The sequence below is a fragment of the Marimonas arenosa genome, from assembly GCF_030848945.1.
Classification (GTDB): Bacteria; Pseudomonadota; Alphaproteobacteria; order Rhodobacterales; family Rhodobacteraceae; genus Marimonas; species Marimonas arenosa.
Genome location: NZ_JANHAX010000006.1, coordinates 294,704 through 311,291, shown reverse-complemented (window position 1 = coordinate 311,291; position 16,588 = coordinate 294,704). Strand labels below are relative to the sequence as shown.

General features: G+C 62.9%; 16 protein-coding genes and 1 pseudogene. All 17 read left to right on the top strand.

The window, feature by feature from the left end; translation table 11 throughout:
- The first annotated feature begins 343 nt into the window (after positions 1–343).
- Positions 344–817, top strand: coding sequence for a 50S ribosomal protein L15 (gene rplO, locus NO357_RS18530; RefSeq protein WP_306737227.1), 474 nt, complete (start codon positions 344–346; stop codon positions 815–817).
- Between the two features lie 108 nt (positions 818–925).
- Entirely contained in the window at positions 926–2,287 is a 1,362-nt protein-coding gene (gene secY / locus NO357_RS18525) for a preprotein translocase subunit SecY (protein ID WP_306737226.1), read from the top strand.
- Positions 2,284–2,928: an adenylate kinase gene (locus NO357_RS18520; protein WP_306737225.1), complete on the top strand. Its 645-nt coding sequence runs from the start codon at positions 2,284–2,286 to the stop codon at positions 2,926–2,928. The genes secY and NO357_RS18520 overlap by 4 nt, the downstream gene beginning before the upstream one ends.
- 192 nt (positions 2,929–3,120) lie before the next feature.
- Positions 3,121–3,333, top strand: coding sequence for a hypothetical protein (locus tag NO357_RS18515; protein ID WP_306737224.1), 213 nt, complete (start codon positions 3,121–3,123; stop codon positions 3,331–3,333).
- Positions 3,334–3,648: 315 nt separating this feature from the next.
- Entirely contained in the window at positions 3,649–4,017 is a 369-nt protein-coding gene (gene rpsM / locus NO357_RS18510; protein ID WP_306737223.1) for a 30S ribosomal protein S13, read from the top strand.
- Positions 4,018–4,032: 15 nt separating this feature from the next.
- Positions 4,033–4,425 carry a 30S ribosomal protein S11 gene (rpsK, locus tag NO357_RS18505; RefSeq protein ID WP_085786913.1) on the top strand — a complete coding sequence of 131 codons (393 nt, stop codon included), beginning with the start codon at positions 4,033–4,035 and terminating at the stop codon, positions 4,423–4,425.
- A 110-nt stretch (positions 4,426–4,535) separates the two neighbouring features.
- A complete protein-coding gene (locus NO357_RS18500) occupies positions 4,536–5,552 on the top strand; it encodes a DNA-directed RNA polymerase subunit alpha (RefSeq protein WP_306737222.1) in 1,017 nt (338 codons plus the stop codon).
- Positions 5,553–5,736: 184 nt separating this feature from the next.
- A complete protein-coding gene (gene rplQ / locus NO357_RS18495; RefSeq protein ID WP_306737221.1) occupies positions 5,737–6,165 on the top strand; it encodes a 50S ribosomal protein L17 in 429 nt (142 codons plus the stop codon).
- Between the two features lie 132 nt (positions 6,166–6,297).
- Positions 6,298–7,680 carry a trypsin-like peptidase domain-containing protein gene (locus NO357_RS18490; RefSeq protein ID WP_306737220.1) on the top strand — a complete coding sequence of 461 codons (1,383 nt, stop codon included), beginning with the start codon at positions 6,298–6,300 and terminating at the stop codon, positions 7,678–7,680.
- Positions 7,677–9,005 carry a replication-associated recombination protein A gene (locus NO357_RS18485; protein ID WP_306737219.1) on the top strand — a complete coding sequence of 443 codons (1,329 nt, stop codon included), beginning with the start codon at positions 7,677–7,679 and terminating at the stop codon, positions 9,003–9,005. Before NO357_RS18490 ends, NO357_RS18485 begins: the two co-directional genes overlap by 4 nt.
- Before the next feature lie 177 nt (positions 9,006–9,182).
- On the top strand, positions 9,183–9,563 hold the full coding sequence (crcB, locus tag NO357_RS18480) for a fluoride efflux transporter CrcB (protein ID WP_306737218.1): 381 nt from the start codon (positions 9,183–9,185) through the stop codon (positions 9,561–9,563).
- Positions 9,560–10,600 (top strand): RluA family pseudouridine synthase, encoded by a 1,041-nt coding sequence (locus NO357_RS18475; RefSeq protein WP_306737217.1) that lies wholly within the window; start codon positions 9,560–9,562, stop codon positions 10,598–10,600. The genes crcB and NO357_RS18475 overlap by 4 nt, the downstream gene beginning before the upstream one ends.
- Entirely contained in the window at positions 10,597–11,277 is a 681-nt protein-coding gene (locus NO357_RS18470) for an HAD-IA family hydrolase (protein WP_306737216.1), read from the top strand. The genes NO357_RS18475 and NO357_RS18470 overlap by 4 nt, the downstream gene beginning before the upstream one ends.
- Complete coding sequence (locus NO357_RS18465) at positions 11,274–11,999, top strand: ATP12 family chaperone protein (RefSeq protein ID WP_306737215.1); 726 nt, start codon at positions 11,274–11,276, stop codon at positions 11,997–11,999. Before NO357_RS18470 ends, NO357_RS18465 begins: the two co-directional genes overlap by 4 nt.
- A 195-nt stretch (positions 12,000–12,194) precedes the next feature.
- Positions 12,195–13,214: an amino acid ABC transporter substrate-binding protein gene (locus tag NO357_RS18460; RefSeq protein WP_306737214.1), complete on the top strand. Its 1,020-nt coding sequence runs from the start codon at positions 12,195–12,197 to the stop codon at positions 13,212–13,214.
- A 127-nt stretch (positions 13,215–13,341) separates the two neighbouring features.
- On the top strand, positions 13,342–14,733 hold the full coding sequence (locus tag NO357_RS18455; protein ID WP_306737213.1) for an amino acid ABC transporter permease: 1,392 nt from the start codon (positions 13,342–13,344) through the stop codon (positions 14,731–14,733).
- Positions 14,734–15,916: 1,183 nt separating this feature from the next.
- Positions 15,917–16,576, top strand: a pseudogene (locus NO357_RS21450) (amino acid ABC transporter permease); the annotation flags it as partial.
- Positions 16,577–16,588: the final 12 nt, after the last annotated feature.

Below are 16,588 nucleotides of genomic sequence, written 5' to 3'. Positions count from 1 at the left end.
GAGAACCTGGGGCGATATTTTGGCAATTGACGATACTGCCGTCAGCCAGGGGCGGAATGCTGCGGCGGCGTCCGTCATCCGCGCGGCCATGCTGGCCCCGTGAACGTCGGCTTCGACTGTTCCGGCGTGACCGGTAAGGGCGGACCTAAGAGCGGCCCGCTCGAAAGCGGCGCCGCCGTCTCTCTCGGACCGTTCCGTTCTGCTGTGGTCTTGTGCTTGCCAGGCCGTTTCATTCGGTCTATACGCCCGCGGGTGGACAATCAGATCCACGACTCAAAAATCAAGAAACGCCGCGGTTGGCCCAATACGCTTCGGGGGTCACATCCGGCAAAGGAGAAGCGACATGAAACTGCATGAGCTGCGCGACAACGACGGCGCAACCAAATCCCGCAAACGGATCGGCCGCGGCCCGGGTTCGGGCAAGGGCAAGACCGGTGGCCGGGGCATCAAGGGTCAGAAATCCCGTTCGGGCGTGGCCATCGCCGGTTACGAAGGCGGCCAGATGCCGCTCTACCAACGTCTGCCCAAGCGTGGCTTCAACAAGCCCAACCGCAAGAAATTCGCGGTGGTGAATCTCGGCATCATCCAGAAATTCGTCGATGCGAAGAAACTCGACGCCAAGACGGCCATCACCGAGGATGTTCTCGTCGAGGTCGGCGTGGTGCGCCGCAAGCTCGATGGCGTGCGCGTCCTGGCCAAGGGCGACATCTCGGCAAAGCTGAACCTGGAAGTCACCGGTGCGTCGAAAGCTGCCGTCGAGGCCGTCGAAAAGGCTGGCGGTAAACTCACGGTCACGGGTCCGGCAGCCGCCGAATAAGAGGTTGTCCCCGGCACGCCGGGGGCTTACATAACCTCAAGTTTTCCAAATTCGCGCCGCCGGGCTGGGAGAACCGCCCCGGCGGCGCATGCACGAAAGAGACCGAGCATGGTATCTGCCGCAGAGCAAATGGCCGCCAACACCAGTTGGGCGGCGCTGGGAAAAGCCACCGACCTCCGCAATCGCATCCTGTTCACGCTGGGCCTGCTGATCGTCTATCGGCTGGGCACCTTCATTCCGGTGCCGGGCATCGACGGCCAGGCCCTGCGCGAGTTCATGGCGAGCGCCGGTCAGGGCATCGGTGGCATCCTGACCATGTTCACCGGCGGTGCGCTGGGCCGGATGGGCATCTTCGCGCTGGGCATCATGCCGTACATTTCGGCCTCGATCATCGTTCAACTGCTGGCGTCGATGGTGCCGGCGCTGGAACAGCTCAAGAAAGAGGGCGAACAGGGCCGCAAGAAGATCAACCAGTATACCCGTTACGGCACGGTTTTCCTGGCCACGCTGCAGGCCTATGGCCTGGCGAAAAGCCTGGAGGCCGGGGAGCTGGCCACCGATCCCGGCCTGTTCTTCCAGGCCTCGACGGTGATCACGCTGGTGGGCGGCACGATGTTCCTGATGTGGCTGGGCGAACAGATCACTGCCCGCGGCGTCGGCAACGGCATTTCGCTCATCATCTTCGTGGGCATCATCGCCGAGGTGCCGGCGGCACTGGCGCAGTTCTTCAGCCAGGGCCGCTCGGGCGCGCTGAGCCCGGCTGTGATCATCGGCGTGATCGTCATGGTGGTGGCGGTGATCGCCTTCGTGGTCTTCATGGAACGGGCCTTGAGGAAGATCCACATCCAGTATCCGCGCCGACAGCAGGGCATGAAAATTTATGAGGGCGGGTCGAGCCATCTGCCCGTCAAGGTCAACCCGGCCGGCGTGATCCCGGCGATCTTCGCCTCCTCGCTGCTCTTGCTGCCGGTGACAATCAGCACCTTCTCGGGCAACCAAACCGGCCCGGTGATGTCGACGATCCTGGCCTATTTCGGCCCCGGTCAGCCTCTGTATCTCGCCTTCTTCGTGGCGATGATCGTGTTCTTCGCGTATTTCTACACCTTCAACGTCAGCTTCAAGCCCGACGATGTGGCCGACAACCTGAAGAACCAGAACGGCTTCGTGCCGGGTATCCGTCCCGGCAAGAAGACCTCCGAATACCTCGAGTATGTCGTTAACCGTGTCCTCGTCCTCGGCTCGGGCTATCTCGCCGCAGTGTGCCTGCTGCCAGAGATCCTGCGCAGCCAGTTGGCGATCCCGTTTTATTTCGGGGGCACCTCGGTGCTGATCGTGGTCTCGGTCACCATGGATACGATTCAGCAGGTGCAAAGCCACCTCCTGGCACATCAATACGAGGGGTTGATTGAACGCTCGCAGCTGTCCGGAAAGGGGCGGCGGCGCAAACGGAAAGGACCGGCACGGCGATGAATATCATCCTGCTCGGCCCGCCGGGGGCTGGTAAAGGCACCCAGGCGCGCCATCTCGTTGACACTCGCAACATGATCCAGCTTTCGACCGGCGACATGCTGCGCGAGGCGAAAGACAGCGGCACCGAAATGGGCAAGATCGTCGCCGATGTGATGGCTCGCGGCGAACTGGTCACCGACGAGATCGTCATCGGTCTTATCCGCGAGAAACTCGAGGGCGACAAGCAGGGCGGTTTCATCTTCGACGGGTTTCCGCGCACGCTGGCCCAAGCCGATGCGCTGGCCGATCTTCTGGCGGACTGCGGCGAGACGCTTGATGCCGTTGTCGAAATGCAGGTTGATGACGAGGCGCTGGTAGAGCGGATCACCGGTCGCTACACCTGCGGGAACTGTGGCGAGGTCTATCATCGCACCACCAAGAAAGAGGCGGTCGAAGGCACCTGCGACAAATGTGGCGCGCAGGACATGAAGCATCGCGCCGACGACAACGAAGAGAGCCTGCGCACGCGGCTGATGGAATATTACAAGAAGACATCGCCGCTGATCGGTTACTACTATGCCAAGGGTCAGCTGAAATCGGTGAACGGTCTGGGCGAGATTGCCGAGGTGCAGGCCGCGATTGCCGGGGCGCTGGACGCGTGATCCGTGTTCCCGCGGTATAATTTGCCTGAAAGATAGAATCGTGCCATCCTCCAACCGCAGCGTTGGGGGATGTTGCGTTTTCAACCCGTCATTTTTTTCACCCTTCGCTGTTCGGAACCGGTTAACCGGGAAACGAAGAACGCGGCGGCGCCGGGACTGCGCCAGCCGATCAAGGGAAGGGACACATCCACTATGAAGAATTCGATCGCGACGCTGGCTGCCGTTGCAGCCATTACGTTCTCTGCCGCCGGCGGGGCACTGGCTGCTGACAAATCCAAGATGAGCGAAGGCCAGATCATCAGCACCATGGATGAAGCGGCATCGTCGTCCTCGCCAGGGATCCTCCTGCCGCTGCTCGTGCTTGTGATCGTCGCGGCGGCGGTTTCCAGCAGCTCCAGTCACTAAGCTGCACGGCGCGCGGGCGCTTGTGCGAACATTTGGCGGACCCGGTGCTTTGTGCGGGGTTCGCCTTTCCCGACACAGGGTCGGGATCGGCTGCGTCCTGGACGTGGCCGGCGCGGTGTAATCACACCCTCTTGACGCCCCCCTGAAATCCCAATAACCAGCACCATCACCTAGGTGAACTGATTCTGCTCGGGTCGCGCCCGACATGAACTGATAACCTCGAATTCAGCTGCGGCCCGAAGCGGAAAACGCCTCGGGCTTACGTTGTGAAAAAAGGACCTGGAGTTACGGGTCCGCAACGAAAGGAAGATACACGTGGCACGTATCGCCGGCGTCAACATCCCGACGCACAAGCGCGTTCCGATCGCGCTCACCTACATCACCGGAATTGGCCATACCTCGGCCAAGAATATCTGCGAAGCCGTGAACATCGACGCAGCCCGTCGTGTCAACGAGTTGAGCGATGCCGAAGTTCTGGCCATCCGCGAACACATCGACGCCAACTACATGGTGGAAGGTGATCTGCGTCGCGAGACGCAGATGAACATCAAGCGCCTGATGGACCTTGGCTGCTATCGCGGCCTGCGCCATCGCCGCAACCTCCCCGTGCGCGGTCAGCGCACCCACACCAATGCGCGCACGCGCAAGGGCCCGGCGAAACCCATCGCTGGCAAGAAGAAGTAAGGGAGGGCTGCACAGATGGCACGTGATACCCGTCGCGGAGGCAAGAAAAAGGTCTCCAAGAACATCGCCGCTGGCGTCGCACATGTGAACTCCAGCTTCAATAACACCAAGATCCTGATCTCGGACGTGCAGGGCAACGCGATCTCATGGTCGTCGGCCGGCACGATGGGCTTCAAGGGGTCGCGCAAATCGACCCCCTATGCCGCGCAGATGGCCGCCGAAGACGCCGGCCGCAAGGCACAGGAACACGGCGTCAAGACGCTGGAAGTCGAAGTACAGGGTCCCGGTTCGGGCCGTGAGTCGGCGCTGCGTGCGCTGGCTGCCGTCGGGTTCAACATCACCTCGATCCGTGATGTGACCCCGATTGCCCACAATGGTTGCCGCCCGCCGAAACGCCGCCGGGTCTGATCGTTAATCAATAGTGAGGCCGAGCGTTCTGCACGGCCTCATTCCGTCATTTTTACCTCGGGCGTCTTTTGCCTTTGGACATGGGGCGAAAGACAGGAATGGAGGGACGCATGATCCACAAGAACTGGCAGGAACTGATCAAACCGACGCAGCTTGACGTCAAGCCGGGAAATGACCCGACCCGTCAGGCGACCATCGTCGCCGAACCGCTCGAGCGTGGCTTCGGCCTGACGCTGGGCAACGCGCTGCGCCGGGTGCTGATGAGCAGCCTGCAGGGCGCCGCCATCACATCCGTTCAGATCGACAACGTGCTGCACGAGTTCAGCTCGGTCGCCGGTGTGCGCGAAGACGTCACCGACATCGTGCTGAACCTCAAGGGCGTTTCGGTGCGCATGGAAGTCGAAGGCCCCAAGCGGCTTTCGATCAATGCCAAGGGCCCGGGTGTCGTCACTGCTGCGGACATCGCCGATAGCGCCGGCATCGAGATCCTGAACCGCGACCACGTGATTTGCCACCTCGACGAGGGCGCGGATGTCTACATGGAACTGACGGTCAATACTGGCAAGGGCTATGTCGCCGCCGACAAGAACAAGCCCGAAGATGCGCCGATCGGCCTCATTCCGATCGATGCGATCTATTCGCCGGTCAAGCGCGTCTCCTACGACGTGCAGCCGACCCGCGAAGGCCAGGTTCTGGACTATGACAAGCTGACCATGAAGATCGACACCGACGGTTCGATCACGCCCGACGATGCGCTGGCCTTCGCCGCGCGCATCCTGCAGGACCAGCTGTCGATCTTCGTCAACTTCGAAGAGCCCGAAGCCGCCGGCCGCCAGGAAGAGGACGACGGGCTGGAGTTCAACCCGCTTCTGTTGAAGAAAGTGGACGAGCTGGAGCTGTCGGTGCGGTCCGCGAACTGCCTGAAGAACGACAACATCGTCTACATCGGCGACCTGATCCAGAAGACCGAAGCCGAGATGCTGCGCACCCCGAACTTCGGCCGCAAGTCGCTGAACGAGATCAAGGAAGTGTTGTCCGGCATGGGCCTGCATCTGGGCATGGACGTCGAGGACTGGCCGCCCGACAACATCGAGGATCTCGCCAAGAAATTCGAAGACGCGTTCTGAGGGCCATGCCGGGCTGAAGCCCGGCCTACGAAAACCGGGGTAGGCCGGGCTTCAGCCCGGCACCCGAAGATGCCCGCACTGGCGGGGAAAACACGGGCCTGATGCCCCAAGGAGAGCCGGTGACACGCATCGCCGGCCGGACAAAGCAAAATCGCCCGTAGAGGGCACCTAAGGAGTAAGAAACATGCGTCACGCAAAAGGCTATCGCCGCCTCAACCGCACCCACGAGCACCGCAAGGCGCTCTTTTCCAACATGGCCGGCTCGCTGATCGAGCACGAGCAGATCAAGACTACGCTGCCCAAGGCCAAGGAACTCAAGCGGGTGATAGACAAGCTGATCACGCTGGGCAAGCGCGGCGATCTGCACGCCCGTCGCCAGGCCGCGAGCCAGCTCAAGGAAGACAAGGACGTCGCCAAGCTGTTCGAGGTGCTGGGTCCGCGCTATGCCGAGCGCAAGGGCGGCTACACCCGCGTTCTGAAGGCCGGTTTCCGTTATGGTGACATGGCGCCGATGGCGATCATCGAGCTGGTCGATCGCGACCTCGATGCCAAGGGTGCCGCCGACAAGGCCCGCAGCACCGCCGAGGAAGAGGCCGCAACCGAAGAAGAATAATGCTTCGCCGGTTCGGAATTCTGGAACCCCCCGTCCCATGTGGCGGGGGTTTTCGTTTTTTGAACGGTGCGCCTTGGCTTGCAATCCTGCTGCGGCCTTTGCATATCTGGTGCCAAGAGAAGGAAGCCCCGCATGATCCGCGCATTCATCCTGATCCTCGTTCTCATCGCAACCCCGCTCGCCGCCGAGACCCGTGTGCCGCAAAGCGCGGCGGAGATCAGTCTCGGTTTTGCGCCGCTGGTCAAGAAGGCGGCCCCGGCGGTGGTGAACATCTATGCGAAGCAGATCGTCCAGGTGCGCAGCCGCAGCCCGCTCATGAACGACCCCTTTTTCCAGGAGTTCTTCCAAGGCTTCGGTCAGCCGCGTCCGCAGGTGCAGAACAGCCTCGGATCCGGCGTGGTCCTCAGTGCCGACGGCCTGATGGTGACAAACTATCACGTGGTGGCTGACGCCACTGAAATCCGTGCCGTACTCAATGATCGCCGCGAATTTGATGCCCGCGTCCTGCTTGCGGACGAGGAAAGCGACCTGGCGATCCTGCAGCTCGACGGCGCGTCGGAGATGCCGTTCATCCCGCTACGCGACAGCGAGAGCGTCGAGGTGGGCGAACTGGTGCTGGCCATCGGTAATCCGTTCGGTGTTGGCCAGACCGTGACCTCCGGAATCGTGTCGGGCCTGGCGCGATCAGGCACCGCAAGCGGGTCGTCGCGCGGCTATTTCATTCAAACCGACGCGCCGATCAATCCGGGCAATTCGGGCGGCGCCCTGATCGATGTCAACGGTGCGCTCATCGGCATCAACACCCGTATCCTCACCCGCTCGGGCGGCTCGAACGGGATCGGCTTCGCCATCCCGTCGGCGCTGGTGCAGCGCTTCGTCGAACAGGCCCGCGCCGGCCAGTCGCGGTTTCAGCGTCCCTGGGCGGGGATGAACGGGCAACCGGTCGATACCGACATCGCCGAGAGCCTCGGGCTCGAAACGCCGCGCGGTCTGGTGATTTCCGACATCCATGCGGTCAGCCCCTTCCTCGCTGCCGGTTTCCGGCCCGGTGACGTGATCGAGGCGGTGGGTGGGCAACCGGTGAACACGCCCGACGAAATGGTCTTCCGCATGACCGTCGCCGGCCTCGGCAATACCGTATCTGTGACCCGCGTCCGCAACGGAGTGGCCGAACAGGTCGAGGTGGCGCTGATTCCCGCGCCCAACAGTCCGCCGCGCGACGTGGTCGTGACCGGGCACCGCTCGGCCATTCCCGAGATGGAGCTTTGGACCATCAACCCTGCGGTGCTGGCCGAGCTGGGCCTGCCACTCAGCATCGAGGGCGCGGTCATCGGAGATCCTGGTCCGGCCGGTACCCGTGCCGGCCTAAAGCGCGGCGACGTGCTGCGCGCCATCAACGGCGTGGCGGTAAGTACGTCGCGCGACGCCGAGCGTGCGCTCGAGACTGCGGGCCGCAACCTCACGCTCGACATTCAGCGCGGCACCCAGCGTGTTGTCATGCGGTTCCGGTTGTGAGCGCCGATCTTTTCGATACCGCGTCGGCGCGGGACGAGCCACCGAAGGGCCCGCGGCCGCTGGCCGACCGGCTGCGGCCGAAAGCGCTTTCCGAGGTGATCGGCCAGGACCATATCCTCGGCCCCGAGGCTCCTCTGGGGGTCATGCTCGCCTCGGGCGCTCTGTCGTCGCTGATCTTCTGGGGCCCGCCGGGCGTCGGCAAGACCACCATCGCCCGGTTGCTGGCGGACGAGACCGACCTGCATTTCGTCCAGATCAGTGCGATCTTTACCGGCGTGCCCGAGCTGCGCAAGGTGTTCGAGGCCGCCAAGCATCGCCGCCAGAACGGCCAGGGGACACTGCTTTTCGTCGACGAGATCCACCGCTTCAACAAAGCGCAGCAGGACGGTTTCCTGCCCCACATGGAAGACGGCACCATCCTTCTCGTCGGAGCCACCACCGAGAATCCCAGTTTCGAACTCAACGCGGCGCTTCTCTCCCGCGCCCAGGTCCTCACCCTCAACCGCCTCGATCTCGCCGCACTGGAGCGGCTGGCACAACGGGCCGAGAAGGATCTGGGCCGGGAACTTCCGCTCAAGGGCGAGGCCCGCGAGGCGCTTCTCGAGATGGCCGATGGCGACGGCCGCGCGCTTTTGAACCTGATCGAACAGATCATGGCCTGGAAGCTCGACGGCAAGCTCGATACCGACGCGCTGACCACCCGCCTGATGCGGCGGGCGGCGAAATACGACAAGTCGGGCGACGAGCACTACAACCTGATTTCGGCGCTGCACAAATCGGTGCGCGGCTCGGACCCGGATGCGGCGCTGTACTGGCTGGCGCGAATGCTGGCAGGTGGTGAGGATCCGCGGTTTCTCGCCCGTCGCCTGACCCGGATGGCGGTGGAAGACATCGGCTTAGCGGATCCCAACGCCCAAACCCATTGTCTGCAGTCCTGGCAGGTCTACGAACGCCTCGGATCGCCCGAGGGCGAACTCGCGCTGGCTCAGGCAGTGGTCTACCTGGCGCTGGCCCCGAAATCGAACTCCGTCTATACCGCCTACAAGGCGGCCGCAGCGAGCGCCAAGAAAACCGGTTCGGAACCTCCACCCAAGCATATCCTGAATGCGCCGACCCGGCTGATGAAAGAGCAGGGCTATGGCGCCGGCTATGCCTATGACCATGAGGCCGAGGACGGTTTCTCGGGCCAAAACTATTTCCCGGACGGGATGAAACGCCCGGTGCTCTATCAGCCGGTTGAACGCGGTTTCGAGCGTGAGTTGAAAAAACGCCTCGACTGGTTCGCCGGCCTGCGTGCCAAACGGGGTCGATCGGGCGCAGAGTAGCAGAAGGAGGACTGAACATGACGAGTCTTGGGATCTTTCTCGGTGGTGTCGGGGTGTTTCTTTTCGGCGTTGCCTCGATCTGGCGGGTTTCGCTGGAAGACAAGAATGGAGTGTTCAAGCGGCAAGGCTGATCGCGGCCAGCTTGACAATTGTCGCGCCCCCTGAGACAGACCGGCCATGCTGTCCAATCTTCTCCAGGTCGCAATCGGTGGGGCCATCGGTGCCGCTGCGCGTTATCTCGTCAACGTGGGCGCGATGCGCGTCATGGGGCCGGGCTTTCCCTGGGCCACTCTTGCCGTCAACATTGCCGGTTCTTTCCTGATGGGCGTGCTGGTGGTGGTGCTGGCGCACAAGGATGGCAGCACGCGGCTGGCACCGTTGCTGATGACCGGGATGCTTGGAGGATTCACCACGTTTTCCGCGTTTTCGCTCGACGCGTTGACGCTGTGGGAACGCGGCAACATCGGGTTGACCGCCTTCTACATCACCGCCTCGGTTCTTCTGTCGCTCGGCGCGATCGTGCTGGCGCTTTGGTTGACGAGAGGGTTCTACCAATGAGCCGGGTGCAGACCATAGCCGTCGAACCGGACGAAGGTGGGCAGCGGCTCGACCGTTGGTTCCGGCGGCGTTTCCCGCATGTGCCGCAGGGGCGGATCGAGAAGATGTGCCGCAAGGGCGAAATCCGCATAGACGGTGGACGGGCGAAACCCGCGACCCGGGTGGAAGCGGGCAACCAGATCCGTGTTCCGCCGTTGCCAGAGCCGGGCGAGACACCGAAACCGGTCAAGTCGCAGGTCTCGAAAGCTGATGCTGAGATGATCCGGGAAGCGGTGATCTGGAAGGATGATTTCATCATCGCGCTTAACAAGCCGCCGGGGCTCGCGACGCAGGGCGGCAGCAAGCAAACCCGCCATGTCGACGGGCTCTCCGAGGCGTTGAAATTCGGCTTCGACGAGAAACCCCGCCTCGTACACCGGCTCGACAAGGACACCTCGGGCGTGCTGCTGTTGGCGCGTACACGCCAGGTGGCCCAGGGGCTGACCGCCGCGATCCGGCATCGAGAGACCCGCAAGATCTACTGGGCCGTGGTCGCCGGCGTGCCGCGCCCCTATCTGGGCGAGATCAAGTATGGCCTTGTCAAAGCGCCCGGCGGCGGCAAGGGGCAGGGGGAAAAGATGCTCTGCCTGCACCCCCGTGACGTCGAGCAGACGCCGGGGGCCAAACGGGCGATCACCCAATACGTCACGCTCTACCGTGTCGGTGAGCGCGCCAGCTGGGTCGCGATGGAGCCGATCACCGGGCGCACCCACCAACTGCGCGCCCACATGGCAGAGATCGGTCACCCGATCGTGGGTGATGGCAAGTACGGCGGTTCGGGGCAGGAAAACCTGGGCGATGGTTGGGGGGCGAAACTGGGTGGGATCATCTCGTCGAAGCTGCACCTGCACGCCCGCATGATGCGGTTCGAGCACCCCGTGACGCGCGAATTGATCACCGTTGCGGCGCCTTTGCCCGAGCACATGGCCCGTACCTTCGAGACCTTCGGCTGGACAGAGGACCTCGCGGCCGAGGACCCGTTCGAGGCGCTGACATGAGCGATCTTCGCCTGGCGGTATTCGATGTCGACGGCACTCTGGCCGACAGCCAGGGCGAGATCGTCGCCGCGATGCGTGCGGCCTTCGCCTCCGAAAATCAGGTTCCGCCCCCGCGGGCCAAGATCCTGTCAATTGTCGGCCTCTCGCTCGACCGTGCCATGGCACAGCTGGCGCGCGATCTTGATCCGGTTCGGCAAGACCGGCTGGTCGCGGCCTACAAGCAGGCCTATTTCGAGCAGCGCGTCCGCAACGGCGCGTCGCCTCTCTATGCCGGTGCGCTGGCAGCGCTGGAGCGGCTGGCGCAGGACCCGTTCCTGCTGCTCGGCGTGGCCACCGGCAAGTCGAAACGCGGGCTCGACGCTCTGCTCGAGGCGCACGGGCTGGAGAGGTTCTTCGTCACCCGGCAGGTGGCCGATTTCCATCCCTCCAAACCGCACCCGGCGATGCTGCAGGCGGCCTTCGCCGAAGCGGCAGTGGGGCCGGGGCAAGCGGTGATGATCGGTGATACCTCATTCGATATCGAGATGGCCCGGGCGGCCGGTTGCGCCGCGATCGGCGTCGCCTGGGGATATCACCCGATCGCGCGGCTTGACGCCGACCGGGTGGTGACGGATTTCCCGGCGTTGCCCGGGACGATTGCTGAAATCCTGGGCGCGCAAGAGGAGAATCGTTCATGAGTGAATGGAAACCCAAACGCTTCTGGACTGCTGCCAGCATCGCCCCCGAGGGCGACGGTTTCACCGTGCTTCTCGACGGGCGCAAGGTGAAGACCCCGGCCAAGGCATCGCTGATCGTGCCGAGCGAAGCACTGGCACAGGAAATCGCCGCCGAATGGGATGCGCAGGAGGGTGTGGTCGACCCCACGAGGATGCCGTTCACCCGGTCGGCCAACGCCGCCATCGACAAGGTTGCCCACCAGATGGCCGAGGTCGCCGGTCTGATCGCCGCCTATGGCGACAGTGACCTGCTGTGTTATCGCGCCGAGGAGCCGGCCGAGCTTGTGGCGCGGCAGGCGCAAGGTTGGGATCCGCTGCTGGACTGGGCACGCGACGGGCAAAACCTTGATCTGCAAACGGTTTCCGGGCTGGTCCACCGCCCGCAAAAGCCCGAAGCGCTGGCGATGGCAGCGGCCCTGACGCAGGCGATGGATGCGTTCCAACTGACCGCCTTCCACGATCTGGTGGGGTTGTCGGGGTCGTTTGTCCTGGGCCTGGCCGCGACCCGCGGCTTCGCCTCGCCCGAAACGCTGTGGGCGTTGTCGCGCATCGACGAGACCTGGCAGGAGGAACAATGGGGCACGGATGATGAAGCCGCGGCGTTCGCCGAGGGCAAACGCCAGGCGTTCCTTCACGCCGCGCGGTTCTATTTCCTGACCGGCGAAGCCGCTCCGGGCGGTTGACCAAAGATCACCCTGCGCCCCCGGAAGTGCCCGTTTCCTCACGTTCTTTTTGCCGATGAATCGCTTGACGTTTCGGGATGAATCCGACCAAACTCGTCGGCACAGAAGGGGGAACATCCTTCTTTGCAATCTCACCCGGCTGGGACAGCCGGAGAAAGCCGCCTCAAGACGGCGGACAATCAGGAAGAGGTAAACATGAAAAAAACCGTATTTCTTGGCGCACTGACGGTGGCCGGTCTCGCAGCCGGAGCCGCCGCGGCCGGAACGCTGGATGACGTGAAGGCCCGCGGTAAGCTGAACTGTGGTGTGTCCACTGGCTTGGTCGGCTTTGCGGCCGCCGACGCCAATGGCGAATGGGATGGCTTTGACGTTGCCGTATGCCGCGCCGTGGCCGCCGCTGTTCTGGGTGACCCGAAAGCGGTCGAGTTCGTGCCGACCACCGGCAAAACCCGCTTCACAGCGCTTGCCTCGGGCGAGGTCGACATGCTGGCCCGCAACACCACCTGGACCTTTTCGCGCGACGTGGATCTCAAGTTTACCTTCGTCGGCGTGAACTACTATGACGGTCAGGGTTTCATGGTGCCGAAGGAACTGGGCGTTTCGTCGGCCAAGGAACTCGATGGTTCGACGGTCTGCATCCAGACCGGCACCACCACCGAGCTGAACCTGGCGGACTTCTTCCGCGCCAACAACATCAGCTACGAACCGGTGCCGATCGAAACCAACGCCGAAGCGCAGCAGCAATACCTGGCCGGCGCCTGCGACGTCTACACCACCGACGCTTCGGGCCTCGCCGCGACCCGCGCCACCTTCGAGACCCCGGGCGACCATGTTGTTCTACCCGAGATCATCTCGAAAGAGCCGCTCGGCCCGCTCGTGCGCCACGGCGACGACGAATGGGGTGACGTGGTGCGCTGGACGCTGAACGCGCTCGTCACTGCTGAAGAACTCGGCATCACCTCGGCGAACGTCAAGGAAATGGCGTCGGCTGCCGGCAACAACCCCGAGATCAACCGCCTGCTCGGTACCGAGGGCAATCTCGGCGAGATGCTGGGCCTCAGCGCTGACTGGTCCGTGAATGCCATTGCCACCAACGGCAACTATGGCGAGATCTTCGAGAAAAACATCGGTGAGAACACACCGATCGGCCTGAGCCGTGGTCTCAACGCGCAGTGGACCAACGGTGGCCTGATCTACTCGCCGCCGTTCCGCTGATCGGCACCAGGACAGGGGCGCGGGAAACCGCGCCCCTTTCCCTTCTGCACACATAAAAACCGGGCTAAGGCGAGCAGGGAATACCCTGCCGGATAGGCGGCCCGCGCCACTGACAGGGGCGACATCAATGGTAACACTTTCCGACCCTCCCAGGGAGTCGTTCAGGCTTTCTCAGCTCATCTACGACACGCGCTACCGGTCGATGACCATCCAGGTCGTTGCATTGATCGGCTTCCTGATCCTGCTTGGCTGGCTGTTCAGCAACACCATGCAGAACCTGACGGAACTCGGCAAAGAGCCGTCGTTTCGATTCCTCAGCGATCCGGCCGGATATGACATCAACCAGCGCCTGATTGACTACAACAACCAGGACACTCACCTGCGCGCGGCCTTCATCGGCCTTCTCAACACGCTGCTGGTGGCCTTCTTGGGCTGTATCACGGCCACGGTCCTGGGCGTTATCATCGGCGTCCTGCGGTTGTCCAAAAACTGGCTCGTCGCGCGTCTGATGACCATCTATGTCGAGATGTTCCGCAACGTCCCGGTACTGTTGTGGATCGTCTTCGTGATGGCAATCCTGATCGAGAGCCTGCCGGCGCCGCGGGCCTTCAAGGGCGAAAATCCCTCAGCGACGATGAAGGTCTTCGACACTGTCGCCGTCACCAACCGCGGCATCTATGTCCCCGAGGTCCAGTTCGGGCGCGATGCCAAGGACGACAAGGGCGAGTATCTCGACGAGCCGACCGGTTGGCGGACGGGGCTGGGTGATTTCCCCGTCGGCGCCGATCCCGACAACCCCTCCTGTGAAAGCTATTTTGCCTCGGAAGGCCCAATGGCCGGAGAGCCGGGGCCGGGCTGTGGCCGCTTCCAGATCAGCCTCGACCTGATGGCGATAATTTTGGTGCTGATGGCCGGGTTCTATGTCTCGCACCGCATCAAGACCAGGGCAGACCATATTCAGGAGGCCACCGGTGAACGCCCGACCACCTGGTACCTTCGCCTGGGCGTGATCGTGATCCCGCTGGCCATCCTGTTCTGGGCAATGGGAACATATCTGACCTACCCGTCGATCGAGCGGGGCTTCAACTTCCAGGGCGGCACGCATATGCGTAACTCGCTGATTGCCCTGTGGCTGGCACTCAGCCTCTACACCGCCGCCTTCATCGCCGAAATCGTCCGCGCCGGCATTATGGCAATCAGCCACGGCCAGACCGAGGCCGCCGCGGCGCTGGGCCTGCGGCCGAAGCGGATCATGAGCCTGGTGATCCTGCCGCAGGCGTTGCGCGTCATCATTCCGCCGCTGATTTCGAACTACCTCAATCTCACCAAGAACAGCTCTCTGGCCATCGCGGTGGGGTATATGGACATCACCGGCACGCTGATGGGTATCACGCTCAACCAGACCGGGCGCGAGCTCGAAACCGTGCTGCTCGGCATGCTGATCTATCTGACGATCTCGCTCAGCATCTCGGCGGTGATGAACTGGTACAACAACAGCGTCAAACTGGTGGAGCGGTAAGATGAGCGATGTATCCTATGTCCGCACGGAAATGGTTCCCGAACAGGAACCGCCCGCCTCGACCACCGGTATTATCGGCTGGATGCGCGAGAACCTGTTCTCGGGGTGGTTCAACACGGTGTTGACGGTGCTGTCGGCGCTGCTGATCTTCTTCGTGTTGTCGGTCGCGCTGCCTTGGCTGTTTTCACCGACGTGGCAAGCGGCCTCACTGAACGAATGCCGCGCCATCCTCCATGAACTGGGCCGCGACGGGCATTTCGCCGGCGCCTGCTGGGGGGTGATCCGCGACCGCTGGGTGCAGCTCTTCTTCGGGTTCTACCCCGCCGACCTTTACTGGCGTCCGATCCTGGCCTTCCTGCTTCTGGGAATGGCGCTGGCGCCGGTTCTGTTCTCAGACAAGGTCAGCCCCAAGCTGCTGTGGTTTTCAGCGATCTACCCTGTGCTGTTTCCCTGGATGCTCTGGGGCGGGGCCGTGTGGACGCCGCTTCTGGTTTTGGCTGGGTTCGTGCTGGCCTATCTGGTCTATTCCTATGTCGAACGAAGCGCGTCGTCGCTTGTGGGGCTCATTGCCGCGGTGGTGTTTGCTGCGGTCTGGTTCGCCTGGGGTGTCGGCGCCGTTTCTGGTCTGATTAACTCGTCGATCGGGGCCGCCCGGATCGACGGCCAGCTGGAACAGACCGCGGCCGAGATCGACCGGCTGCAATCCGAGATCGCCCGGCTGGAAGGCGAGATTGAAACCGCCGAAGCGGCGGTGAATGCGGTGATGGAAGGCGAAGCCAGTGCCGAGGAAAGCGGCGGCAGGGCTTATCGCGATCTAATCGCAGAAGCCCGCCCGCTGCGGGACAAGCTCGACGCCCTGCGCAGTGAAATAGGCCTTGCCGCCACAACCCTGTCGGACCTGCAATCCTATGAACGCCAAATGGAGCAGTTGCCGGCGCTGATCGAGAAACTGCCGGGTCTTCGGGATGCAGCCGACGCCGCGCGTGCCGCGCTACCGGACACGGTTTCGAAGGTGGTGTCGGAAAACGGCTTCAAGGCGTTGACGAAACGGATTGTCGACGAGAACTTGGATATCCCGTCCGAAGACGTCGACGCGCTCGAAGAGGTGCTGCGGCTCGAAGGCGAGGTGCTGTTCACCGAACAGACGGTCGAATCGACCTATGCCAATGCGGCGCTGATTGGACTGCGCCCGGTCGAAAGCCGTAACTTCGGGGGCATGATGCTGTCGCTGACAATCGGTGTCGTCGCGATCGCGATATCGCTGCCGCTGGGCATCTTGCTGGCGCTTGGACGGCAATCGAACCTGCCACTTCTCAAGGCGCTGTGCGTCGGCTTTATCGAGTTCATCCGCGGCGTGCCGCTGATCACGCTCTTGTTCGTGGCCTCGACGCTTCTGAACATCTTCCTCCCGCCGGGGACGAATTTTGACATCATCCTGCGGGTGATCATAATGGCCACGCTCTTCGCCTCGGCCTACATGGCCGAAGTCGTGCGTGGTGGCCTCGCCGCGCTGCCCAAGGGTCAGTACGAAGGGGCCGACAGCCTCGGCCTCAACTACTGGCAGGCGCAGCGGCTGATCATCATGCCGCAGGCGTTGAAAATCTCGATCCCGGGCATCGTCAGCACCTTCATCGGGCTGTTCAAGGACACCACGCTGGTGTCGATCATCGGTTTGCTGGACCCGCTGGGCCTCTCGAACAACATCCGCGCGGATGCCGCGTGGAATGGTGTCGTATGGGAGATCTACGGGTTCATCGCGCTGATGTTCTTCGTCTTCTGTTTCTCGATGTCCCGCTATTCCATGTATCTCGAGCGAAAGCTCCACACCGGCCACAGCAGATAGGGCCGACGCCCG